This window comes from Mycobacterium sp. RTGN5 (genome assembly GCF_033804465.1).
Classification (GTDB): domain Bacteria; phylum Actinomycetota; class Actinomycetes; order Mycobacteriales; family Mycobacteriaceae; genus Mycobacterium.
The window spans coordinates 643,677-665,634 of the sequence record NZ_JAPZLA010000001.1 but is presented as its reverse complement, the minus strand read 5'-3'; the positions used below and the strand labels follow the sequence as shown (position 1 = coordinate 665,634).

The following is a 21,958-nucleotide window of genomic DNA, read 5'->3' as shown; positions in this document are numbered from 1 at the left end:
TCCTCTCCCTCACAGGATCCCTGACGTGAACACGTCACCGGCCAACCCGGCCACCACAGGCACGATGCCCAGGCAGATGAATGCGGGCAGGAAGCACAGCCCCAGCGGCCCGGCGATCAGCACCGCCGCCCGCTCGGCAGCTGCCGACGCGGCGTGGCCGGCGTCCTGGCGGGATTGTTCGGCGAGTTCGGCCACGCCTTGTGCCAGTGCACTTCCCGAGGACGCCGACCGCCGCGCGAGCCGGGCCAGTGCTTCCCTACCGTCGGCTGCCTCTCCTCGACCTCGGGAAGGGGCCGGCCGCGACCACGCGGTGTCCGGGTCGGCCCCCAGTGCCAACAGGTCGGCCGCCCGGCGCAATACCGCACCGAGCCGAACCGGGGCCGACGGTGCCGTCGCCGCCGCAGCCGCCGCCACCGTCATTCCGGCGGACAGACACACCGCAAACACGTCGAGCGCGGACGCGGTGGCCAGCGGATCGGCGATGCGTCGGTACCGAACCGGCGCGGCGCGAACCGGGCCCAATCCGATGCGGCGGCGCACTGCAGCCGGACCCGGTGCGAGTAGCAGCGCGACAGCCAACAGCACTGCGGCGGTGGTCATGTCAGCAGGCGATCCGTGATGCGGTCGGCCCATGCCAGCCCCACACAGACCAGGACGGTGCCAGCGATCAGCAGGCCACCGCCGACCCCGCCGCCGAGCAGGAACCGGACCGGATGCGCACCGATCAACTCGCCCAGCAGGACACCGAGCAGCGGCAGTCCCGCCAGGATGGCGGTGGTGGCCCGAGCGCCGGCCAAGCCGGCCTCGACCCGGGCGGTGAACCGCTGGCGTTCGACGATGTCGCGTTGGGCCGCGCGGATCAGCGCAGCCATCGCCAGACCATGGTCGGCGGCCAATTGCCAGCACACCGCGAGCCGATCCCACTGCCCGGGAACCGATGTCGAGCCGGCCACGGCGTGCAGTCCGGCCCCGACGTTGGCGCCCAACCCAGCCCGCGCGGCAACCGCACGCAATGCCGTGCCGATCGGGCCATCCGACTCACCGGCGGCAATAGCGAAGGCGCGCACCGGATGTGCTCCGACCCGCAACTCCCCGACCAGAGCCTCCAGCGCGCCCGCCAGCATCTGGCCAGCAAGGGCGCGATCGTGGGCCCGGTGGCGACGACGCCTGCGAGCGATCAGCGTGACACCCAGGACAATCGACGCGAGTAAAGCCGTCAGCGGCAGGACTACCGCGATGACGGCGGCACCGACGACCAGCGCGGGGCCGCGCACACCGATCCGCGGCGTCACCAGACCCAGCCGCCACCGTGGTGGCGGAGGTGCCGCCAGCACAGCGATCGCCAGAAGCACGGCCGCCACCGGTATTCCGGTCACTGCCGTCGCGCTTCGATCAACATCTCCAGCTGCTGTTGACCGCGCTGCCAACCGCGGTCGGCGTGCCATGCGGTCACCGCGTGTACCGCGCCGGTGTCCGCGCGGCACAACACCGCGACCTCGCCGAGCCTGCGCGCCCCGTCCCGCCCACGACCAACGTGGACCACGACCTGCACTGCCGCAGCCAGCTGACTGTGCAGCGCGGCACGGTCGAGCCCGCCGACGGCGGCGAGCGCCTCCAACCGTGCCGGCACTTCGGCCGGGCTGTTGGCGTGCACGGTCCCCGCCCCGCCGTCGTGGCCGGTGTTCAGCGCGGTCAGCAGATCGACAACCTCGGCGCCGCGCACCTCGCCCACCACGATTCGGTCCGGTCGCATGCGCAGGGCCTGGCGGACCAGCTGTCGCATCGTGACTTCACCGGCGCCCTCGACGTTGGCGGCGCGGGCCACCAACCGCACGAGGTGGGGATGCGGTGGTGCGAGTTCGGGCGCGTCTTCCACGCACACGATCCGCTCATTGCACGACACCGCGCCGAGCGCGGCCGCCAACAGCGTGGTCTTGCCTGCGCCGGTGCCGCCAGAGATAAGGAAGGCCAGCCGAGCGTCGATGATGCCGGTCAGCAGCTGGGCGGCCGCCGGCACGATCGCACCCGCCGCGCTCAATGCCGCAAGGTCCTGGGTGGCCGGCCGAAGCACCCGCAGCGACAAGCAGGTTCCCGCCGCGGCGACCGGCGGCAACACGGCATGCAGACGAACCGAGAACTCGCCGGTGCCCAGTCCACTCAGCTGTCCGTCGACCCACGGCTGAGCGTCGTCCAAGCGCCGGCCGGCGGCCACGGCGAGCCGCTGAGCCAGCCGGCGTACCGCGGCTTCGTCGGCGAATCGCACCGTGGTGGGCCGCAACCCGTCGCCATCATCGACCCACACCGCATCCGGTGCGGTGACCAAAACGTCGGTGGTTCCCGGCGCGCGCAGCAAGGGCTCCAGCACGCCGGCGCCCGTCAGCTCGGTCTGCAGCACCCGAAGATTGGTCAGCACCTCGGTGTCCCCGAGCACTCCCCCGGACTCGGCCCGGATGGCGGCGGCAACGGCTGCGGGCCGCAACGAGGACGACTCGGCGGCCAGCCGCTCGCGGACCCGCTCCACCAGCGAGGCGCTCATGCCGCCCGCACCAAGGCACCGGCAGGCAACACCTGGAGTACGGCACGGGCGGCCGCGCCCAGCGGGGACCGCCGCCGCAGCCGCAAACCGCCGTGCTCGAGGCGTTCGGCAAGCAAGGGTTCGGGACGCATCGACGCCAGCAGTGGCAGCCCCGCCACCTCGGCCGCCTCAGCGGCCCGCAGCCCACCGGGGGTCGGACCACGCACCACCAAGCCCACGTTCGGGTTGATCCCCCGCAGCACCGGGGCCAACGCCGAGGCAGCCGCGACGCCACGGACATCGCACGTGGTGATCACGACAACAAGGTCGGCGCAGTCGAGGGTGCCTGCAACAGCGGAGGTCATTCGCCGCGGTAAATCACAGACCACAAGCATTCCGCCTCGACGGCCCGCATCGATGACCGAGTCGACCGCACCGGCATCCATCTCATGACCGTGCCGCGCGCCGGACAGCACGCTCACCCCGCGGTGGTTCGGCAGCGCGTCCCGGACGGCGGCCCACGCCAACCGACCGCCGCGCAGACTCAGGTCCGGCCAGCGCAGCCCCGGCACCGACTCACTTCCGAGGAGCAGGTCGATCCCGCCACCCCAGGGATCAAGGTCGACGAGCAGAGCTGCCGACGCGATCTGTGCGAGTGCAGTCGCGAACGTCGAGGCGCCGGCACCACCGCGACCGCCGGTCACGGCGATCACCCGGCCCGCGCGTTGACCTTCCCTTGCTGTCTCGGCGGCATCGGCGAGATGCCCCACCAACTCGTCGTCCTGAGCTGGAAGTGCACAAACGTGCTGCGCGCCAACGGCCATCGCGGCCGCCCAGGTCGGCCCATCCGGTTCGGCCGAGGTAATCAGAATCACCCCGTCGCGCCGCGGCAGCCCGTCAGGTTCGCACTGCCGGGCCGATTCTGCGTCGAGCAGGACCGCGGCGGCCGCCGACCACGCCTTGCGGGTCAGCGGCGCGAATGCCGCCAGCGGTCGCAGCCCAGCGGCGGCGGCCACCCGGTCGGCCTGCTCACGTAGGTCGGATTCGGCGACGAGGATCAAGGCGACGCCTGAATTGGAATTCACCATCCCAGCGTCGAATGCCCGGACACAGCGCGCCAGGGATGTCAGGCCCAACTGTGGATGGAGGCAGATCTGGGGATGAACGGCAACACCCGAGAGTGGGTGAGGGTGGTCAAACGGGTAGCAAAATATGATCCCGGCAACATTTCTCGAGTTTGCCGGGATCAATGGAAATTTTTGCTGGAGAAAAGGGACGACCCCCGCCAGGGGGGGAGGAGGCGAGGGTCGTCGTGTATCAGCCCCGGGGGGTCGGGCTGATGCACACCCGGCATAAGCCGAGTAATACTTACTATACACACGACAATGTGGAGTCGCGCAAGTGTTGCTACCACTTCGAAACCATGTATTCGCTGTGAAAATGCAGGGTACGACACGTGGCTTGGCCTGCCACTTTGTCTCGGCCTCAGACCCCGTGCGACACCGGCCCTATTCTGAGGGGGTGACCGTCCCCGTCTCGGGCGCCGACCAGCTAATGGATCCCCAACACAGGCCGGCAGCCGGCACCCCATCTCGCACCGCAGCCTTCTTCGACTTAGACAAGACCGTCATCGCCAAGTCCAGCGCGCTTGCTTTCAGCAAACCCTTCTTCGACCAAGGCCTGCTCAACCGACGAGCCGTACTGAAGTCCAGCTACGCCCAGTTCTTGTTCCTGATGTCCGGTGCCGATCACGACCAGATGGACCGGATGCGTTCCTACGTCACCGCCATGTCCGCAGGCTGGGATGTCGAACAGGTCAGAGCCATCGTCGCCGAAACCCTGCACGACATCGTCGACCCGCTGGTCTTTGCCGAAGCTGCCGAGCTGATCGCCGATCACCGGCTCTGCGGTCGTGACGTGGTGATCGTCTCGGCGTCGGGGGAAGAGATCGTCGCCCCGATCGCCCGCGCGTTGGGCGCCACCCACGCGATGGGCACCCGGATGGTCATCGAGGACGGCAAGTACACCGGCGAGGTTGCCTTCTATTGCTACGGCGAGGCCAAGGGTGCGGCCATCCGCGAACTGGCCGCCCTTGAGGGCTACTCGCTCGAACACTGCTACGCCTACTCCGATTCGATCACCGACCTGCCGATGCTGCAGTCCGTCGGTCATCCCGCCGTCGTCAACCCCGACCGTGCGTTGCGCAAGGAGGCCGCGGCCCGTGACTGGCCGGTGCTGACCTTCTTGCGGCCGGTGCCGCTGCGGGACCGGATTCCGGCGCCGTCGGGGGCGGCGGTGGCCACCACCGCGGCGTTGGGAATCAGCGCACTGGCCGCTGGGGCGCTGACATATTCGGTGTTACGACGGCTGTCTCTCTAACGCGACCAATCCGTTGCCTACGAACCCCTTGCTGTGATGGGGGTCACGGAGTACAAAGGAAGCACGGACGCCTGGGAAGGCCAAGATAGCGCCGGAAGAGAAGGCACTATCTCCCAACTCAAGCGTTCCAGCACGGTTCCCGGCACCCACGCGGAGCACGCCGCGATATGGCAGAAGTGTTGCGGGCTTGCGTAATTGCGAAAAGCGAACGGACATAACGTCCCCTTGGGTGGGGATGTCAACGAAGCGCATCGCAAAACCGCCGAGGCCAACCCACGCGACCCACCTGGCACGCTTGGTAACCAGGTAACCGTGCTAGCGGGCGGCGAGCCGAAGAGATTCGGATCGCCGCCCGCTTCGCTGCGTACCGATCATTTCGACGCGATCATTTCGACCCGAATCACTTCGACCCGAATCATTTCGACGCTGCCTCCGCGATCGACATCGCCTCTCGGGCACCGTCTTCCAAGGCCTGACAACACATGAGCACCCAGGCGCCGACGGCCTCGGGTGCGCCCGTCGCGAAGGCCCGAGCACTCGCCCGGTAGTCGTCGGCACGGCGCATCCAGTACACCTCGGGCACACCCAGCCCATGCGGGTCGAGACCGGTCGCCATGGTCACGAGGCGCGATACCGCCCGGGCGACGACGCCGTCGCCGGGGCCGAAGGGGGCCAGGGTCAGCAGTTCACCGTGTGCGACGGCGGACAGCACCGGCGCGGGCGCGGTGCTGCCACCCGTCACCAGTCGGGTGACCAGATCCAGCCGCGCAGCGACCTCCGGATCTTGTCGTGGCCGGCCCAGCAGTCCCTCGTCGATCAGGTCGGCCGCAGCCAGCGCATGCAGGCGGGCGAGAGCTTGTAAGGGGGCGCGCTGCCACACTCCGAGGATGTTGGTGGTGCCGCCCTCCAGCGCCTGCCCGACGCGCAATGCACCCGCCAGGACAGGATCGTTCGGCTCCACACCGGAGCCATCCAGTTGCACCGCGCCACCGTCGAGTGCCGACGACGACCTCGCTCCACGGATCGCCGACTCGGCCGCGGTGACAGGCCAGTTCCGCAGATTGGTGCGATGCCGGTGGGCCTTGGCCAGGGCGTTGCGAGCCGCCTCGGCGGCGTCGGCCACGCCGGGCAGATCCAGGAGCGGAGCCAGGAGATCACTCACGTTCGGTCACGCTATCGGCGGGAGTACGCCCGCCGGTAACCGGGTCGTTGCGAATGTGAGGTGTCGGTGCCGACGCCATGTTCGGTGACTACGCTCACAGATATGACAGAGGCGCACACCGAAGTTCCGTCCTGCTACCCGCCGTCGGCCGATTTCGCCGCCGCCGCCAATGCCACCGCCGCTCTCTATGACCAGGCCGAGACCGACCGGTTGGCGTTCTGGGCCGAACAGGCCAACCGGTTGTCGTGGGCTACGCCATTCGCCGAGGTGCTCGACTGGTCCGAAGCCCCGTTCGCGAAGTGGTTTGTCGGCGGCACGCTGAATGTCGCCTACAACTGTGTGGACCGCCATGTCGAGGCGGGCAACGGCGATCGGGTCGCCATCCACTGGGAGGGCGAACCGCTCGGCGATTCGCGGGTGCTCACCTATGCCCAGCTCAAAGACGAGGTCTGCAAGGCCGCCAACACATTGACCGAACTGGGTCTGACCGCCGGCGACCGGGTGGCCATCTATATGCCGATGGTTCCCGAAGCCATCGTGGCGATGCTGGCCTGTGCACGGCTGGGCGTGATGCACAGCGTGGTCTTCGCGGGTTTCTCTGCGACCGCGCTTCGGGCCCGTATCGAGGATGCCGAGGCCAAACTGGTGATCACCACCGATGGCCAATACCGGCGTGGGAACGCGGTGTCGCTCAAGGAGGCCGTCGACGAGGCGGTCAAGGGCCAGGAGTGCGTGGAGCACGTTCTGGTGGTGCGCCGCACCGGTATCGACGTCGACTGGACCGACGGCCGCGACGTGTGGTGGCACGAAGCGGTGGACTCGGCGTCCACCGAGCACACGCCCGAGGCGTTCGACTCCGAACACCCGCTGTTCCTGCTGTACACGTCCGGCACCACGGGCAAGCCCAAGGGCATCATCCACACCTCCGGCGGCTATCTGACCCAGGCGTCCTACACCCACTACAACGTTTTCGATATCAAGCCGGACAACGACATCTATTGGTGCACAGCCGATATCGGCTGGGTCACCGGTCACACCTATATCGTCTACGGGCCACTGTCCAACGGTGCGACCCAGGTGGTCTATGAGGGCACCCCAGCCTCCCCGGACGAGCACCGCCACTTCCAGGTCATCGAAAAGTACGGTGTGACAATCTATTACACCGCTCCGACGTTGATCCGGACGTTCATGAAGTGGGGCCGCGAGCTCGCCTTCGCCCACGACCTGTCCAGCCTGCGCCTACTCGGGTCGGTCGGCGAGCCGATCAACCCGGAGGCATGGCGGTGGTACCGCCTGGTGTTCGGCGCCGGTGCAACGCCGATCGTGGACACCTGGTGGCAGACCGAGACCGGCGCCATCATGATCTCGCCGTTGCCGGGCGTGACGGACTGCAAGCCGGGTTCGGCCATGCGCGCTCTGCCGGGCATCTCGGCCAAGATCGTCGACGACGACGGAAATGAACTGCAGCACAGCGCCGAAGGCAGTGAACCCGCCACCGGGTACCTCGTGTTGGACAAGCCGTGGCCGGCGATGCTTCGTGGCATCTGGGGCGATCCGGAACGATTCCGCGAAACCTACTGGGCGCGTTTCGCCGAGCAGGGCTGGTACTTCGCCGGCGACGGTGCCCGCTACGGCAGCGACGGCGAGGTGTGGGTGCTCGGCCGCATCGACGACGTGATGAACATTTCGGGGCACCGGATTTCGACCGCCGAGGTGGAGTCAGCACTCGTCGGGCATTCCGGTGTCGCCGAGGCGGCCGTCGTCGGCGCCACCGACGAGACCACCGGGCAGGCGATCTGCGCCTTCGTGATCCTGAAGGCTCACCATGCCGAGATGTCGAACGAGCAGATGGTCGACGAGTTGCGCGCAGAGGTGGCCCGCGAGATCTCGCCGATCGCCAAGCCGCGCGAAATCCATGTCGTACCAGAGCTTCCCAAGACCCGCAGCGGCAAGATCATGCGCAGGCTGCTGCGCGACGTCGCGGAGGGACGCGAGCTCGGCGACACCTCGACCCTGCTGGACCCGACGGTGTTCGAAGCGATCCGGGCCAGCAAGGCCTGATCGGTTCAACCCCTAGGAGGGAAGCGCATCCTGCGTCGGGACGAACCCGGTGCCGGGGCGATTCTTGCCGGCAACGTCGCCGAGGATCGCGTTGATCGACATCGTCACCGCCGGCGTGTGCAGCGGGATGAACTTGACGACGCAGGTCGGTAGGTCTTCGCTGAACGCGCCGTGGATCATGCCGACCAGTTTGTTGTTGACCGTGACCGGCGCACCGGAGTCACCCGGCTGGCCGCACACCTGATTGACGATGGTGCCCGGATCCTGCCCCGGCCCCCAGGTGACGCCGCACGAGTAGCCGGTCGTGCGGCCCAGCTTGCAGGCGATCTCGCCGAAGGTCGGGTCGGGACCGATGCCGTCGATGACGAAGCCCTTGTAGTTCGAGACCGGCTGCACCTTGGCGGGATCGAATCGGATCACCGCGTAGTCGAGGTTGTCGTTACCGGCGACCATCGTGCCGATCACGCCGTCGTCCGGCCGGTCCTCGGAGCCGACCTGGGCGCCCGGGCCACCGCAGTGCGCGGAGGTGAACCCGATGAGCGCACCGGTGTTGTCGGTGCCGATGGAGGTCAGCGTGCAGTAGGTGTCGCCGTTGACGACGATGCCTGCCCCGCCGCCCATCGGTACCTTGCCGTCGGCCGCGGCGGCCGGCGCCATGGCAGCGATCAGCGCACCAAGGGTCAGTACAACAGCCCCCGCCTTCAGCCGAACACGCTGCGCGGTCGTCACTAGCAACCTCCATTACCGTCCACCCCGACAGCGCGAGTCTAGCGTGGTCACACCCGTAACTTGCGTAACAGCTCAGTGGGTATCCGGCTGCGAGCCGGGCATGGCAACATGAACCGCGACGACAGCGAACAGTTGGAGGACAGCCGTGAGCAATGGCGATCGCACGAACGGGGTACCCACCACCGTCACCTCGATCCCGCTGGTGGACCCGAACGCGGTACCCGCCAATCCCTCCATCGGCGACTTGGTCAAGGACGCCACCGCACAGGTCTCCACCCTGGTGCGCGCCGAGGTCGAGCTGGCCAAGGCGGAGATCACCCGCGATGTGAAGAAGGGTCTGACCGGCAGCGTCTTCTTCATCCTCGCGTTGGTCGTGCTGTTCTACTCGACGTTCTTCCTCTTCTTCTTCCTCGCCGAGCTGCTCGACACCTGGCTGTGGCGCTGGGTGGCCTTCCTGATCGTCTTCCTGCTGATGGTGGTCACCACCGCGGTGTTCGCCCTGCTGGGTTATCTCAAGGTGCGAAAGATCCGCGGCCCACAGCAGACCATCGAATCGGTGGGCGAGCTCCGGGACGCGCTCACACCCGGCCATGACAAGGTGGCCGACAAGGCCATCGCCACCGGCAGCACACCGCCCAAAGACCCATCGGGCTGGTGATAGCCCAACCGGATCCGTCGGTCACCCGCATCGCGGGGCCGTGGCGTCATTTCGACGTTCACGCCAACGGAATTCGGTTCCACTGTGTCGAATCGAACAACGGCGGCAATCCGCACACCGGCGCCGGATCGACGGCCGGCACGTCACGGCCGCTGGTGATCCTGCTGCACGGCTTCGGTTCGTTCTGGTGGTCCTGGCGCCATCAGCTGCGCGGCCTGTCCGGCGTCCGGGTGGTCGCCGTCGATCTACGCGGGTACGGCGGCAGCGACAAACCACCGCGCGGCTACGACGGCTGGACGTTGGCCGGGGACACCACGGGACTGATCCGCGCGCTCGGCCACGGTTCGGCCACCCTGATAGGTCACGCTGACGGCGGACTGGTCTGCTGGGCGACGTCGGTGTTGCATTCGCGGATGGTGCGAGGTATCGCGCTGGTGAGCTCACCGCACCCGGCCGCATTGCGGGCTTCGGCGTTGACCCGGCGCGATCAGGGCCGGGCGCTGCTGCCGACGCTGCTGCGTTACCAGCTGCCGACGTTTCCCGAGCGAAGGCTCATCCGCCACAACGCCGAGGCGCTCGAGCACTTGGTTCGCAGCCGTGCATCCGGGAAATGGCTCGCCTCCGAGGATTTTTCGGAGACCATCTCGCACATGCGCCAGGCAATTCAGATTCCTTCGGCAGCGCACTCCGCACTCGAATACCAGCGCTGGGCCGTACGCAGCCAATTACGCAGCGAGGGTTGGCGATTCATGAAGTCGATGGACCGCCAGCTCGATGTGCCACTCCTGCATCTGCGCGGGGAAGCCGACCCGTACGTGCTCGCCGACGCAGTCAATCGGACCCAGCACTACGCGCCGCGCGGGCGGTTCGTCGCCGTCGCCGGTGTCGGGCACTACGCCCACGAGGAAGCCCCCGAGGAAGTCAACGAACACCTGCGCCGATTCCTGCACCAGGTGTACGGCCCGATCAGGTGACGCAGGCCCCGGTGGGCACCTTCGCGGTATTGCCGATCTTGGCGAGCTGACGCGACACCTCGTTGGCGGTCATCACGAATCCTGTGTCGTTGTCGTCCACCGCCGCGCCGAAGACCACACCGAGCACCTGGCCGGCCCGGTTGATCATCGGACCACCGGAATTGCCTTGGCGCACAGTGCCTCTGATGGTGTACACCTCGCGGTTGACCGTGGTGGTGCGATAGATGTCGGGCCCGTTGAGCTCGATGGTCTCCCGCACCCGCGCGGGGGTGGCCGCGAATTCGCCGCCACCGGGATAGCCCAGCACCACCGCGTCGGTGCCGGACTTGGCCGGCTGGTCGGCGAACACCAATGGGCGCTGCGGCAGGTTCGGCACATCCAGGATCGAGATGTCCTCGTTCGGGTCGTAGGAGACGACGGTCGCGTCGTACGTCTGCCCTTCGGCTTCCACGGTGACGCTGTCGGACCCGGCGACCACGTGCGCATTGGACATCACCCGGTTCGGGGCGATCACGAAACCGGTGCCCTCCAAGACCTTTTGACACCCCGGCGCGACACCGCGGATCTTCACCACGCTGGGCCTTGCGTTGGCGACGACCAGGCTGTCGGCCAGCGATGCGTCCGGGGCGTCCACCGCCTGGATGGGAGTGCGACCGAAGGGCTGCAGGACATCCGGCAGGCCGGAGGTGCGCAGCAGCGCGGACATCCGCTTCGGCACCGTCTTGAGCCACTCGGGCGCGTACTTGTCCACCTCGGCAAGCACTTTCGAGCCGCGGGTGGCCGCGGCCAGGTTGGGCTGATCCGAGGACGTCAGCGGGCTGGCCAGCAGCCACGCCGCGACCATCACCACTACGAGTTGCAACGCCACGCCGATCACCGAGTCGACGGTGCGCACCGCCTTATTGCGGATCGCGCTGCGCACTGCGCGGCCCAACACCACGCCGGCCACCTCACCGACCACCACCAGAGCCAGGATCAAGAACAGTGCAGCGAACAACTTGCCGCGCGGCGAACTGATGTGGCTGACGATGTGCGGGGCCAGCATGACCCCGGCGATCGCACCGAGGACCACGCCCACGAACGACATCAGTGAGCCCAACGCACCGGACCGCCAGCCCGAGATGGCGGCGACGATTGCCACAGCCAGAACGGCGATGTCCAGCCATTGTGAACTAGTCACCGAGGCTCCTCACTGCTACCTACGAGCGCCATCGCCTCGTCCAACTCCCGGACATCCTCGGTGTTCCATGGTTGTGACCAGCCGGCCACATCGAGCATCGCAGAGATTACGTGGCCGGTGAATCCCCACACCAACATCTGGTTGAGCAGAAATGCCGGCCCGGCGAAACCGGGACCGGTCCCCGTGCGGTACACCATCAGCCGGTTCTCAGGATTCACGAAGGCACGCACCGGAACCCGCGCGACCAGCGCGGTCTCTGCCCGGTCGACGACATCCACCGGCCCCGGGTCCGGCGAATAGGCCAGCACCGGCACGACGTGAAAACCTGAGGGCGGGATGAACATTCGCTCCAGCAAGGCCAGGGGATGCAGGCGACCCGGATCAATGCCGGTCTCTTCCTGCGCTTCTCGCAGAGCGGTCCCGACCGGTCCAGAATCGCCGGGGTCTGCCGCCCCACCGGGGAATGCGGCCTGGCCGGCGTGGTGGCGCAGCGAGCCGGCCCGAACGGTCAGCAGCAGGTCAGCGTCATCGGGCAGCTGGCCACCCGCGCTGCCGGAGCTCGGCCCGGAGAACAACACGAGGACTGCCGCGTCGCGTCCGGGGCCTGCGTCTCGAGCCTTGGTGACCGCGGCCAGGAAGTCAGGTGGCACCTTTCGGCGGTACGCCTGCGGCACGCGGTCGACGTTGTCGACCAGCGGGGCCAGCCAGGGTGGCCGGAATTCCGGGGTGAGCTCGACCGATCCCGCCGAGCGGGAGGAACCCCAGGAGGTCACCGGCGCGTCTCTCTCATCTGTTGTCACTGCAGTGCATTCTTCACCGCGGCGGCGATCTCGTCGGCACTGGTGAACGCCTGCGGCAGGATTTTCGCAACGCTACCGTCCGCGCGCAGTACCACCGTCGCGGGCATCACGTTGGGCACGCCCAACGCCGCGGCGATCCGGCGCTGGCCGTCCTGCAGGGTGGGCAGCCGCACGCCCAGTTCGGCCAGGCGCAGCAACGCCGCCGTCTCGTTCTCATCCTGATGCACCGTCACCACAGAGACATCCGCACCTACTCGGCGCTGGTAGTCCGCCATCGCCGGCAATTCATCCGCACACGGTCCGCACCAGTAAGCCCACAGGTTGAGTACCACCGGGCGACCGGCCAAGGCGCGGGCCACATCCACCTTCGCTCCGTCGGCGGCGCACTCGACAACGATGCCGCGCAGCTCATTCGGGCCGGGATTGTCGGCCGCGGCTGGACACGGTGGCAGGTCGGCCCGCTGGCGCGGCCCGGCGAGCGCCTCGGGCGTGTCGGCCTCGCGGTGGGTTCGCGCCGTCTGCGCGCCTGATGTGCTCCCGGTTCCCGGCGGGGTGTGATCGAGTGAGACGACCAACGCCGTAACCAGCACCGCCACCACGGCGAGCACCAGCAGCGTCCAGCGGGTCGACGTCGTCATCTATGCAGTGTCTACCGAACGGTCAGAGCCCGGCCAACGCGAGCAGATGCTCGGTCTCGGGTCCCTTCACCAACGGAGCGGCAACCAAAGGATCGGTGGGCCCGAGGCCGAACGACGGGCAGTCCTTGGCCAGCACGCACACACCGCATGCCGGCTTGCGGGCGTGGCAGACGCGGCGGCCGTGAAAAATCACGCGATGACTCAAGAGCGTCCACTCGCTGCGCTCGATCAGGTCACCGACGATGTGTTCGACCTTGACCGGGTCTTCTTCGGCGGTCCAGCGCCACCGGCGCACGAGCCGGCCGAAGTGGGTGTCCACCGTGATGCCGGGGACATCGAAGGCATTGCCGAGGATCACGTTCGCGGTCTTGCGGCCCACCCCGGGCAGCGTGACCAGTTCTTCGATGGTGCGCGGCACCTCACCGTCGAACCGCTCCTCGAGCTCCTGGCCCAGCCGGATCAGGGAGTTGGCCTTGTTGCGGTAGAAGCCGGTGGGTCGGACCAGTTCCTCGAGTTCGGCGCGGTCGGCCTGCGCATAGTCCCGGGCGGTGCGGTACCGCTTGAACAAGGCCGGGGTGGTGCGGTTGACCCCTTTGTCGGTGGACTGCGCCGACAAGATGGTGGCGACGGCCAGCTCCAGCGGGTTGGTGAAGTCGAGCTCGCAGTAGACATGGGGAAAAGCGGTGGCCAGCGTCCGGTTCATCCGCCGGGCACGACGGACCAGGCCCAGGTGAGTCTCCGAATCCCACTTCTTTGCCTCCGCCGTCGTCGGCGCCGGTGTCTTGGCCGCGCCGCGAGCGGTTTTGCGCCTGGTCGGCGGGCTGTCGGTGGTCACGTTGCAAGCGTACTGACGGGGTCCGTCAAGCCGCGGGCTGACCGGTGACAATTTGTGATCCCGCTGAGACCTTGCCCGTGTTTACTTTCCCCCGTGACCTGGTTGCTCGCGGTATGTGTCCCCGGGCTTTTGATGCTGTCCACCTTCGGGTTACAGCGCCTCGAAGAGGCCTTGACCACCGAGCGCACCGCCGCCGACGACGTCGCCAAGTATTTGGAGCAGGCCGCCAGGAAGGCGTTGCCGCAGGCACCGCCCAAAGCCGAAACCCAGCATCGACACGCCGAGGTGCATTCCCGCCTGAGCGATGACGAGCCCGGTTTGCCCACGCATCCATTTGCCCATGCACGGCCGAATACGCAGTTTCACCGGACTCAGTACGCGAATCGTGTGTAGCGTTGGCACGTCGCAAGACCGGCTACGACTAGACTGATATTGCCCAGCAATACAGCTGGCCTGCGCATTTCACATCATCGAAGAGTTTAAGAGGGGCGACGTGGACGAGATCCTGGCGAGGGCCGGAATCTTCCAGGGAGTTGAACCCAGCGCGGTTTCCGCGCTGACGAAACAGCTGCAGCCGGTTGACTTCCCGCGTGGACACACAGTCTTCGCCGAAGGCGAGCCTGGCGATCGGCTGTACATCATCATCTCCGGCAAGGTGAAGATCGGCCGCCGTTCCCCCGACGGGCGGGAAAACCTTCTGACGATCATGGGCCCGTCGGACATGTTCGGCGAATTGTCGATCTTCGACCCGGGCCCGCGGACTTCTAGCGCCACCACGATCACCGAGGTGCGCGCCGTCTCGATGGACCGCGATGCGCTGCGGGCGTGGATCGCCGATCGTCCCGAGATCGCCGAGCAGTTGCTGCGGGTGCTGGCACGCCGGCTCCGTCGCACCAACAACAACCTCGCCGACCTGATCTTCACCGACGTGCCGGGTCGGGTCGCCAAGCAGCTGCTGCAGCTGGCTCAGCGCTTCGGCACCCAGGAGGGCGGCGCGCTGCGTGTCACGCACGACCTCACCCAAGAGGAGATCGCCCAGCTCGTCGGGGCGTCGCGCGAGACGGTCAACAAGGCGCTGGCTGACTTCGCCCACCGCGGCTGGATCCGCTTGGAGGGCAAGAGCGTGCTGATCAGCGACAGCGAAAGATTGGCGCGGCGAGCCCGCTAGAGCGCGCGCTGAGCGCTCAACTCTGTAGGTAGTCCAACTGGGCGCGCACCGATTTCTCGGCGGCGTCCCACAGTTCCTGGTCGACGTCGGTATAGACGTGCTCGACGACTTGGCGTGCGGTGGCGTCGTCACCGAGCACCCGCAGAGCCTGCCGCACCTGGTCGAGACGTTCCTCGCGGTGCGCCAGGTACATGGTGGTGACGGCCGCCAGATCCTCGAGGTCGGGCCCGTGTCCAGGCAGGACCGTCCGGCGCCCCAAGCCCTGCAGCCGGCGCAGTGAATCCAGGTATTCGGTCAGGCTGCCGTCTTCGTCGTCGATGACGGTGGTGCCGCGGCCGAGCACCGTGTCAGCGGTCAGTACCGCCCCCTTCCCGTCGCTGCGCTCGCCCCGAACATCGTCGACCAGGAAGCTCAGTGAATCCGCCGTGTGGCCAGGGGTGGCCATCACCGTGATCCGCAGCCCCGCCGCGTCGATGACCTCGCCGTCGGTCAGCGGGCCGCCCAGGCCGCGCAGAAAGCCGCTGCCCACCGAACGCACGACCGCGCCGGTCAGCGCCACGAGCTTGTCGATTCCCCCGGTGTGGTCCTCGTGCTTGTGACTGATCAGCACCAGCGGGATCTTGCCGAGCTCGGCCAGCCTGCCGATGTGGTCGTCGTCGTCGGGGCCCGGGTCGACAATCACCATCTCGTCGCTGCCCGGCCCGCGCAGCACCCAGGTGTTGGTGCCGTCGAGCGTCATGATGTTCGGGTTGTTGCACAGCAGCACCGAGGCCGTGCTGGTGACCGGCCGCAGGACCCCGTAGGCCGGATGGGCCACGGGGCCTTCCGCCGGGACGTCGCTCACGCCACCTCGACGATGAGCTCTACTTCCACTGGCGCGTTCAGCGGCAACTCCGACACCCCGACTGCTGACCGGGCGTGTGCGCCGGCCTCGCCGAACACCTCGCCGAGGAACTCCGAGGCCCCGTTGATGACGCCAGGCTGACCAGTGAAGCCGGGTGCCGAAGCGACGAACCCGACGACCTTGACCACCTTGGTCACGTTGTCGAGACCCACCAGAGCGTCGATGGCAGCCAGCGCGTTCAGCGCGCACAGACGGGCGGCTTCGCGGGCGTGTTCCGGGGTCACGTCGGCGTCGACCTTGCCGGTGTGGATGAGACTGCCTGCCTCGATCGGCAGCTGTCCGGCGGTGTAGACGAGATTGCCGGTGCGCACGGCCGGAACGTAGGCGGCCAGCGGCTTGACCATTGTCGGCAGTGTCAGTCCGAGGTCCGCGAGTCGCGCGGATGCGCTCACTTAGGCCGCTTCAGATAGGCGACATGCTGCTCCCCGGTGGGCCCTTGCAGGACCGAGACCAGTTCCCAGCCGTCGGCACCCCACTGGTCGAGGATCTGCTTGGTCGCGTGGGTCAGCAGCGGGACCGTGGCGTATTCCCATGTCGTCGGTTGGCTCATGGCCGAAGCCTATCGCTCGGACCAAACTCACAGGGGCCTGCACGGGCTTGGCTAGCATGCTCTGATGGCGACCACACCGAGCGATGGCAGCTCTCTAGCCTGGCCCTCCCGGCTGACCAAAGCCCGCTTGCACTTTGTGACCGGCAAGGGCGGTACCGGCAAGACCACGGTCGCCGCCGCCCTGGCGCTGACCCTGGCCGCCGGGGGGCGCAGGGTCCTACTCGTGGAAGTGGAAGGGCGCCAAGGCATTGCGCAGCTGTTCGACGTGCCGCCGCTGCCCTACGAGGAGCTGAAGATCGCCACCGCCGAGGGCGGCGGACACGTGAACGCGCTGGCCGTCGACATCGAGGCCGCGTTCATGGAATACCTCGACATGTTCTACAACCTCGGTCTGGCTGGCCGGGCGATGCGCCGCATCGGCGCCATCGAATTCGCGACGACGATCGCGCCCGGCCTGCGTGACGTCCTGCTCACCGGCAAGATCAAGGAGTCGGTGGTGCGCCAGGACGGCAACAAAAAGCCTGCCTACGACGCGATCGTCGTCGACTCTCCGCCGACCGGGCGCATCGCCCGGTTCCTCGACGTCACCAAGGCCGTCTCGGATCTGGCCAAGGGCGGACCGGTGCACTCTCAGGCCGACGGCGTGGTCAAGCTGCTGCACTCCGATCAGACCGCGATCCATCTGGTCACCCTGCTCGAGGCGCTGCCCATCCAGGAGACCATCGAGGCTATCGACGAGCTCAAGGCGCTGGGTCTGCCGATCGGCAGCGTGATCGTCAACCGCAACATCCCGCCGTTCCTGCCCGCCGCCGATCTGGCCAAGGCCGCCGAGGGCGACATCGACGCCGACGCGGTGCGCGCCGGGCTCGACCGGGTGGGAATCACGTTGTCGGATGCGGACTTCGCCGGACTGCTGACCGAGTCGATCGAGCACGCCAGCCGTATTCGGGCCCGCGCCGAGAGTGCCGAGCTGCTGGACCGCCTCAAGGTGGCGCGGCTGGAACTGCCGACGATCCCCGACGGCGTAGATCTGGGAAGTTTGTACGAATTGGCGGAAACGCTTGCACAACAAGGAGTCGGCAGATGAGCGGCACACCGCCAGCACTGGACCTGAAGTCGATTCTGGAAGACAGATCCAACCGAGTCGTGGTGTGTTGCGGCGCAGGCGGAGTCGGCAAGACCACCACCGCCGCGGCGATGGCGGTGCGGGCCGCCGAGTACGGCCGTGCCGTCGTGGTGCTGACGATCGACCCCGCCAAGCGGCTGGCACAAGCGTTGGGAATCAAGGACCTCGGCAACACCCCGCAGCGGGTGCCGCTGGCTCCCGAGGTATCCGGTGAACTGCACGCGATGATGCTCGACATGCGCCGCACATTCGACGAGATGGTCATCGAATACTCGGGAACCGATCGCGCACAAGCGATTCTGGACAACCAGTTCTATCAAACCGTCGCTACGTCGCTGGCCGGCACGCAGGAATACATGGCCATGGAGAAGCTCGGCCAGCTGCTCGCGCAGGACCGCTGGGACCTCGTTGTGGTGGACACCCCGCCCTCGCGCAACGCGCTGGATTTCCTCGACGCCCCCAAACGGCTGGGCAGCTTCATGGACGGTCGCCTCTGGCGGCTGCTGCTGGCCCCGGGGCGGGGCTTCGGGCGTCTGGTGACCGGCGTGGTCGGCCTGGCGATGAAGGCCATGTCGACCATCCTGGGTTCGCAGATGCTGTCCGACGCCTCGGAGTTCGTCCAATCACTGGATTCGACGTTCGGCGGCTTCCGCGAGAAGGCGGACCGCACCTACGAGCTACTCAAGCGGCGTGGCACTCAGTTCGTGGTGGTCTCGGCGGCCGAGCCCGACGCGCTTCGGGAGGCGTCGTTCTTCGTCGACCGGCTCTCCGCGGAGGGCATGCCACTGGCTGGGCTGATCCTCAACCGAACCCATCCGACACTGTGCGGGCTGACCGCGGAGCGGGCCGTGGACGGCGTCGCCGAATTGGAAGCCGCTGCGGCAGACAACAACGGTGATCAGCTGGCGGCGGCGGTGCTGCGGATTCACGCCGACCGGGCGCAGACCGCCAAACGGGAAATCCGGTTGCTGTCGCGATTCACCGGAGCCAACCCGCACGTCGCGGTGGTCGGCGTCCCGTCGCTGCCATTTGACGTGTCCGATCTGGACGCCTTGCAGGCGATCGCCGATCAGATCACTGGCGAGACCGCGTAACGACTGCGGTCCGTGAGCCGGGAAGCTCAGAAGTTAGCTGACGCTGCGGTGCTTGCGCTGCGCGGCGAAGAATTCCGCCCAAGACACCACTTCTGGGTGCTGCTTGAGCAATGCGCGGCGCTGACGCTCGGTCATGCCGCCCCACACACCAAATTCCACGCGGTTGTCCAGCGCATCCGCGCCACACTCGGCCATGACCGGACAGTGACGGCAGATCACTGCGGCTTTACGCTGCGCCGCACCGCGGACAAACAGCTCGTCAGGGTCGGTTGACCGGCACAAAGCCCGTGACACCCATGCAATCCGAGCTTCCGCCTCAAGTGCTTGGACGGAACCGTTCAACATCGCTGCGCTTGGCTTGCGCACAGCAGTCCGAATACCTGACACCGACGATCCCCTTCGTCCGGCCGCCTACGGCGGCTGACAATCTTCTGGTGTAGGCCGCGTATGCGATCTACGCCACATCGCGACTAGGAGTGTTACCTGAATCGCACTGTCTGTTTAAGTTAGGTGGTCAGGTATCTTTTGCGCAACAGTTAGATCTCATGTTTTTTGGGACGACCGTCCAGACCGATCATGAACTGGCATTTTCTGACCCCCCCGTAAATACCCTTCGATATGATCTGCCCCGCAGGGGACGCTCCGCAAGACCTCTGGAGTCCTAGTTACTCTGTTACACATGTCGGAACGCCCTCCGGCCGGCGCGACAATCATCAAGCTGGCCTGGTGCTGCCTATTGGCCAGCGTGATACTCGCGGCGCTCCTGTTTCCCGTGGTCGGCGGCGTGGGGCTCATGTCCAACCGCGCGTCCGACGTAGTGGCCAACGGCTCGGCCCAACTCGTCGAGGGTGAAGTGCCCGCGGTGACGACCATGGTCGACGCCAAGGGCAACCCCATCGCGTGGCTGTATTCGCAGCGCCGCTTCGAAGTTCCCAGCGACAAAATCGCCGACACGATGAAACTGGCAATCGTTTCGATTGAGGACAAGCGGTTTGCCGAACATAACGGTGTCGACTGGAAAGGCACGCTGACCGGCTTGGCCGGCTACGCCTCCGGCGATGTCGACACCCGCGGCGGATCGACAATCGAACAGCAGTACGTGAAGAACTACCAGCTGCTGGTGATCGCGCAGACCGACGCCGAGAAGCGGGCGGCGGTGGAAACCACTCCGGCGCGCAAGCTGCGCGAGATCCGGATGGCGCTGACGCTGGACAAGACGTTCACCAAGCCGGAGATCCTGACCCGCTATCTGAATCTGGTCAGCTTCGGTAACGGCGCCTTCGGCATCCAGGACGCCGCCCAGACGTATTTCGGTGTCGACGCCTCGCAGCTGAACTGGCAGCAGTCCGCGCTGTTGGCCGGGATGGTGCAGTCGACCAGCACGCTGAACCCGTATACCAATCCCGACGGCGCGCTGGCCCGCCGCAATCTCGTGCTCGACACGTTGATCGACAACGAGCCCAAATTTGCCGACGAGCTGCGCGCGGCCAAGCAGCAGCCGCTGGGGATCCTGCCGCAGCCCAACGAGCTGCCACGTGGCTGCATCGCCGCCGCCGACCGCGCATTCTTCTGCGACTACGTGCAGGAGTACCTGGCCCGCGCGGGCATCACCAAGGACCAGCTCTCCCGGGGCGGGTATCTGATCAAGACCACGCTGGACCCCGACGTCCAGAACTCGGTCAAGTCGGCCGTCGACTCGATCGCCGCCCCCGACATCCAGGGCATCGCGAGCGTGATGAGCGTCGTGCTGCCGGGCAAGACCGCTCACCCGGTGGTCGCGATGGTCAGCAACCGGACTTACGGCCTGAACTCGGCGCAGGGCGAAACCATGCAGCCGCAACCGTTTTCGCTTGCCGGTGATGGCGCCGGGTCGATCTTCAAGATCTTCACCACGGCCGCCGCCCTCGACATGGGCATGGGCATCAACGCCAACCTGGATGCCCCGGTGCGATTCGAGGCCAAGGGCCTTGGCAGCGGTGGGGCCAAGGGCTGCCCGCGGGACACCTGGTGTGTGCAGAACGCGGGCAACTACCGCGGCTCGATGAGCGTCACCGACGCGCTGGCCACCTCGCCCAACACCGCCTTCGCGAAGCTCATCTCCCAGGTGGGCGTGCAGCGCACGGTCGACATGGCGGTCAAGCTGGGGCTGCGCTCCTACGCCGAGCCGGGCACCGCGCGTCCGTACGACCCGGAGAGTAATGAGAGCCTGGCCGATTTCATCAAGCGCCAGAACCTCGGGTCGTTCACGCTGGGTCCCATCGAGGTGAACGCGCTCGAGTTGTCCAATGTGGCCTCGACCCTGGCCTCCGGTGGCACATGGTGCCCGCCGAACCCGATCGACAAGCTCCTCGACCGCAACGGCAACGAGGTATCGGTCACCACCGAAACCTGCGACCAGGTGGTGCCCGAAGGGCTGGCCAACACCCTGTCCAATGCACTGAGCAAGGACGACGTCAGCGGCACCGCGGCCGGGTCGGCCAGCTCGACGGGCTGGAACCTGCCGATGTCGGGCAAGACCGGCACCACCGAGGCACACCGGTCCTCGGGCTTCGTCGGCTACACCAACCACTACGCGGCGGCCGCCTATATCTATGACGACTCGCCCACTCCGTCGGACCTGTGCTCGTGGCCGTTGCGACAGTGCGGCGACGGCAACCTCTACGGCGGCAACGAGCCCGCCAAGACCTGGTTCACCGCGATGAAGCCGCTCGCCCAGAGCTTCGGCGACGTCGCGCTGCCGCCCACCGATCCGCGCTATGTCGACGGCGCCCCCGGCTCGCGGGTGCCCAGCGTCTCGGGCCTGCCGCAGGGCTCCGCGCGTGACCGGCTCAAGGACGCCGGATTCCAGGTCGCCGATCAGGCCAACCCGGTCAACAGCCTGGCGCCCGCCGGGGAAGTGGTCGGCACGTCGCCCAGCGGGCAGACCGTTCCCGGGTCGATCGTCACCATCCAGGTGAGCAACGGAATCCCACCGGCACCGCCGCCACCGCCGCCGGGAGCCCTGCCGATACCGGGACTCGACGGTGCTCCGTTCGGTCAAACTGTCGTCGAGATCCCCGGATTGCCCCCGATCACGGTCCCGCTGCTGGCCCCGCCACCGCCGCCCCCGTAACTCGGGGACCGGGTTCGCAATTCTCACCGGCCGCTCGACCTCATGAACCTCAGCGGGGGGCAGTATTCTTGCC

The 21,958-nt window shown here is 67.2% G+C and carries 23 protein-coding genes; 9 read left to right on the top strand and 14 right to left on the bottom strand.

The window, feature by feature from the left end; translation table 11 throughout:
* Nucleotides 1-9: 9 nt before the first annotated feature.
* Genes SLQ31_RS03165 through ssd form a run of 4 tightly spaced genes read right to left on the bottom strand, consistent with a single transcriptional unit; the run spans nucleotide 10 to nucleotide 3,600 of the window.
* On the bottom strand, nucleotides 10-600 hold the full coding sequence (locus SLQ31_RS03165) for a type II secretion system F family protein (protein WP_319429596.1): 591 nt from the start codon (nucleotides 598-600) through the stop codon (nucleotides 10-12).
* Nucleotides 597-1,376 (bottom strand): type II secretion system F family protein, encoded by a 780-nt coding sequence (locus SLQ31_RS03160; protein WP_319429594.1) that lies wholly within the window; start codon nucleotides 1,374-1,376, stop codon nucleotides 597-599. Before SLQ31_RS03160 ends, SLQ31_RS03165 begins: the two co-directional genes overlap by 4 nt.
* A complete protein-coding gene (locus tag SLQ31_RS03155) occupies nucleotides 1,373-2,536 on the bottom strand; it encodes a TadA family conjugal transfer-associated ATPase (RefSeq protein WP_319429592.1) in 1,164 nt (387 codons plus the stop codon). The genes SLQ31_RS03160 and SLQ31_RS03155 overlap by 4 nt, the downstream gene beginning before the upstream one ends.
* Complete coding sequence (gene ssd / locus SLQ31_RS03150) at nucleotides 2,533-3,600, bottom strand: septum site-determining protein Ssd (RefSeq protein ID WP_319429590.1); 1,068 nt, start codon at nucleotides 3,598-3,600, stop codon at nucleotides 2,533-2,535. Before ssd ends, SLQ31_RS03155 begins: the two co-directional genes overlap by 4 nt.
* Nucleotides 3,601-4,069: 469 nt before the next feature.
* Here ssd and SLQ31_RS03145 point away from each other — a divergent pair, with 469 nt between their 5' ends.
* A complete protein-coding gene (locus SLQ31_RS03145; RefSeq protein WP_319432797.1) occupies nucleotides 4,070-4,894 on the top strand; it encodes an HAD-IB family hydrolase in 825 nt (274 codons plus the stop codon).
* Between the two features lie 415 nt (nucleotides 4,895-5,309).
* Here SLQ31_RS03145 and SLQ31_RS03140 read toward each other — a convergent pair whose 3' ends face one another.
* Nucleotides 5,310-6,056 (bottom strand): oxidoreductase, encoded by a 747-nt coding sequence (locus SLQ31_RS03140; RefSeq protein ID WP_319429588.1) that lies wholly within the window; start codon nucleotides 6,054-6,056, stop codon nucleotides 5,310-5,312.
* Nucleotides 6,057-6,158: 102 nt separating this feature from the next.
* On the opposite strand from SLQ31_RS03140, the gene acs reads away from it, so the two are divergent.
* The gene (acs, locus tag SLQ31_RS03135; RefSeq protein WP_319429586.1) at nucleotides 6,159-8,117 is read left to right on the top strand and encodes an acetate--CoA ligase; all 1,959 of its coding nucleotides are present in this window, start codon (nucleotides 6,159-6,161) and stop codon (nucleotides 8,115-8,117) included.
* 12 nt (nucleotides 8,118-8,129) lie between these two features.
* Here the strand turns inward: acs and SLQ31_RS03130 are convergent, their stop codons facing one another.
* A complete protein-coding gene (locus SLQ31_RS03130) occupies nucleotides 8,130-8,846 on the bottom strand; it encodes a S1 family peptidase (protein WP_319429584.1) in 717 nt (238 codons plus the stop codon).
* Nucleotides 8,847-8,991: 145 nt separating this feature from the next.
* Between SLQ31_RS03130 and SLQ31_RS03125 the strand changes: the two genes are divergently transcribed.
* A complete protein-coding gene (locus SLQ31_RS03125) occupies nucleotides 8,992-9,504 on the top strand; it encodes a phage holin family protein (RefSeq protein ID WP_319429582.1) in 513 nt (170 codons plus the stop codon).
* Entirely contained in the window at nucleotides 9,504-10,478 is a 975-nt protein-coding gene (locus SLQ31_RS03120) for an alpha/beta hydrolase (protein WP_319432796.1), read from the top strand. Before SLQ31_RS03125 ends, SLQ31_RS03120 begins: the two co-directional genes overlap by 1 nt.
* Here SLQ31_RS03120 and marP read toward each other — a convergent pair.
* From marP to nth, 4 genes are read right to left on the bottom strand one after another with little or no spacing between them, the layout of a single operon-like run.
* A complete protein-coding gene (gene marP / locus SLQ31_RS03115; RefSeq protein WP_319429580.1) occupies nucleotides 10,471-11,658 on the bottom strand; it encodes an acid resistance serine protease MarP in 1,188 nt (395 codons plus the stop codon). The two genes, SLQ31_RS03120 and marP, sit on opposite strands and share 8 nt — an antisense overlap.
* Nucleotides 11,655-12,431, bottom strand: a complete 777-nt coding sequence (locus SLQ31_RS03110; protein WP_319432795.1) for a CoA pyrophosphatase — start codon at nucleotides 12,429-12,431, stop codon at nucleotides 11,655-11,657. The genes marP and SLQ31_RS03110 overlap by 4 nt, the downstream gene beginning before the upstream one ends.
* Before the next feature lie 23 nt (nucleotides 12,432-12,454).
* Nucleotides 12,455-13,096, bottom strand: coding sequence for a TlpA disulfide reductase family protein (locus SLQ31_RS03105; protein ID WP_319429578.1), 642 nt, complete (start codon nucleotides 13,094-13,096; stop codon nucleotides 12,455-12,457).
* Between the two features lie 22 nt (nucleotides 13,097-13,118).
* The gene (gene nth, locus SLQ31_RS03100) at nucleotides 13,119-13,799 is read right to left on the bottom strand and encodes an endonuclease III (protein WP_319432793.1); all 681 of its coding nucleotides are present in this window, start codon (nucleotides 13,797-13,799) and stop codon (nucleotides 13,119-13,121) included.
* Nucleotides 13,800-14,024: 225 nt separating this feature from the next.
* On the opposite strand from nth, the gene SLQ31_RS03095 reads away from it, so the two are divergent.
* Together SLQ31_RS03095 and crp are read left to right on the top strand one after the other, a co-directional pair.
* The gene (locus tag SLQ31_RS03095) at nucleotides 14,025-14,324 is read left to right on the top strand and encodes a hypothetical protein (RefSeq protein ID WP_319429577.1); all 300 of its coding nucleotides are present in this window, start codon (nucleotides 14,025-14,027) and stop codon (nucleotides 14,322-14,324) included.
* A 100-nt stretch (nucleotides 14,325-14,424) separates the two neighbouring features.
* A complete protein-coding gene (gene crp, locus SLQ31_RS03090) occupies nucleotides 14,425-15,099 on the top strand; it encodes a cAMP-activated global transcriptional regulator CRP (protein WP_005138643.1) in 675 nt (224 codons plus the stop codon).
* Between the two features lie 16 nt (nucleotides 15,100-15,115).
* On the opposite strand, the gene SLQ31_RS03085 is transcribed toward crp, so the two are convergent.
* The 3 genes from SLQ31_RS03085 to SLQ31_RS03075 are packed head-to-tail and all read right to left on the bottom strand — an operon-like array spanning nucleotide 15,116 to nucleotide 16,553.
* Entirely contained in the window at nucleotides 15,116-15,943 is an 828-nt protein-coding gene (locus SLQ31_RS03085) for an MBL fold metallo-hydrolase (protein ID WP_319429558.1), read from the bottom strand.
* Nucleotides 15,940-16,395, bottom strand: a complete 456-nt coding sequence (locus SLQ31_RS03080) for a RidA family protein (RefSeq protein ID WP_319429556.1) — start codon at nucleotides 16,393-16,395, stop codon at nucleotides 15,940-15,942. Before SLQ31_RS03080 ends, SLQ31_RS03085 begins: the two co-directional genes overlap by 4 nt.
* On the bottom strand, nucleotides 16,392-16,553 hold the full coding sequence (locus SLQ31_RS03075; protein WP_293004278.1) for a DUF4177 domain-containing protein: 162 nt from the start codon (nucleotides 16,551-16,553) through the stop codon (nucleotides 16,392-16,394). Before SLQ31_RS03075 ends, SLQ31_RS03080 begins: the two co-directional genes overlap by 4 nt.
* Nucleotides 16,554-16,614: 61 nt before the next feature.
* Here SLQ31_RS03075 and SLQ31_RS03070 point away from each other — a divergent pair, with 61 nt between their 5' ends.
* Nucleotides 16,615-17,640, top strand: coding sequence for an ArsA-related P-loop ATPase (locus SLQ31_RS03070; protein ID WP_319432791.1), 1,026 nt, complete (start codon nucleotides 16,615-16,617; stop codon nucleotides 17,638-17,640).
* Complete coding sequence (locus SLQ31_RS03065) at nucleotides 17,637-18,773, top strand: ArsA family ATPase (RefSeq protein WP_319429551.1); 1,137 nt, start codon at nucleotides 17,637-17,639, stop codon at nucleotides 18,771-18,773. The genes SLQ31_RS03070 and SLQ31_RS03065 overlap by 4 nt, the downstream gene beginning before the upstream one ends.
* 33 nt (nucleotides 18,774-18,806) lie before the next feature.
* Here SLQ31_RS03065 and SLQ31_RS03060 read toward each other — a convergent pair whose 3' ends face one another.
* The gene (locus SLQ31_RS03060; protein WP_413641501.1) at nucleotides 18,807-19,160 is read right to left on the bottom strand and encodes a WhiB family transcriptional regulator; all 354 of its coding nucleotides are present in this window, start codon (nucleotides 19,158-19,160) and stop codon (nucleotides 18,807-18,809) included.
* A gap of 292 nt (nucleotides 19,161-19,452) precedes the next feature.
* Here SLQ31_RS03060 and ponA2 point away from each other — a divergent pair, with 292 nt between their 5' ends.
* The gene (gene ponA2 / locus SLQ31_RS03055; protein ID WP_319429549.1) at nucleotides 19,453-21,885 is read left to right on the top strand and encodes a transglycosylase/D,D-transpeptidase PonA2; all 2,433 of its coding nucleotides are present in this window, start codon (nucleotides 19,453-19,455) and stop codon (nucleotides 21,883-21,885) included.
* The last annotated feature ends 73 nt before the right edge of the window (nucleotides 21,886-21,958 follow it).

Coding starts and splice junctions, on each gene's coding strand:
- SLQ31_RS03065 (WP_319429551.1), top strand. CDS start 17,637: ATGAGCGGCACACCGCCAGCACTGGACCTGAAGTCGATTCTGGAAGAC.
- acs (WP_319429586.1), top strand. CDS start 6,159: ATGACAGAGGCGCACACCGAAGTTCCGTCCTGCTACCCGCCGTCGGCC.
- ponA2 (WP_319429549.1), top strand. CDS start 19,453: ATGTCGGAACGCCCTCCGGCCGGCGCGACAATCATCAAGCTGGCCTGG.
- SLQ31_RS03105 (WP_319429578.1), bottom strand. CDS start 13,096: ATGACGACGTCGACCCGCTGGACGCTGCTGGTGCTCGCCGTGGTGGCG.
- SLQ31_RS03165 (WP_319429596.1), bottom strand. CDS start 600: ATGACCACCGCCGCAGTGCTGTTGGCTGTCGCGCTGCTACTCGCACCG.
- SLQ31_RS03145 (WP_319432797.1), top strand. CDS start 4,070: ATGGATCCCCAACACAGGCCGGCAGCCGGCACCCCATCTCGCACCGCA.
- SLQ31_RS03155 (WP_319429592.1), bottom strand. CDS start 2,536: ATGAGCGCCTCGCTGGTGGAGCGGGTCCGCGAGCGGCTGGCCGCCGAG.
- nth (WP_319432793.1), bottom strand. CDS start 13,799: ATGAACCGGACGCTGGCCACCGCTTTTCCCCATGTCTACTGCGAGCTC.
- SLQ31_RS03075 (WP_293004278.1), bottom strand. CDS start 16,553: ATGAGCCAACCGACGACATGGGAATACGCCACGGTCCCGCTGCTGACC.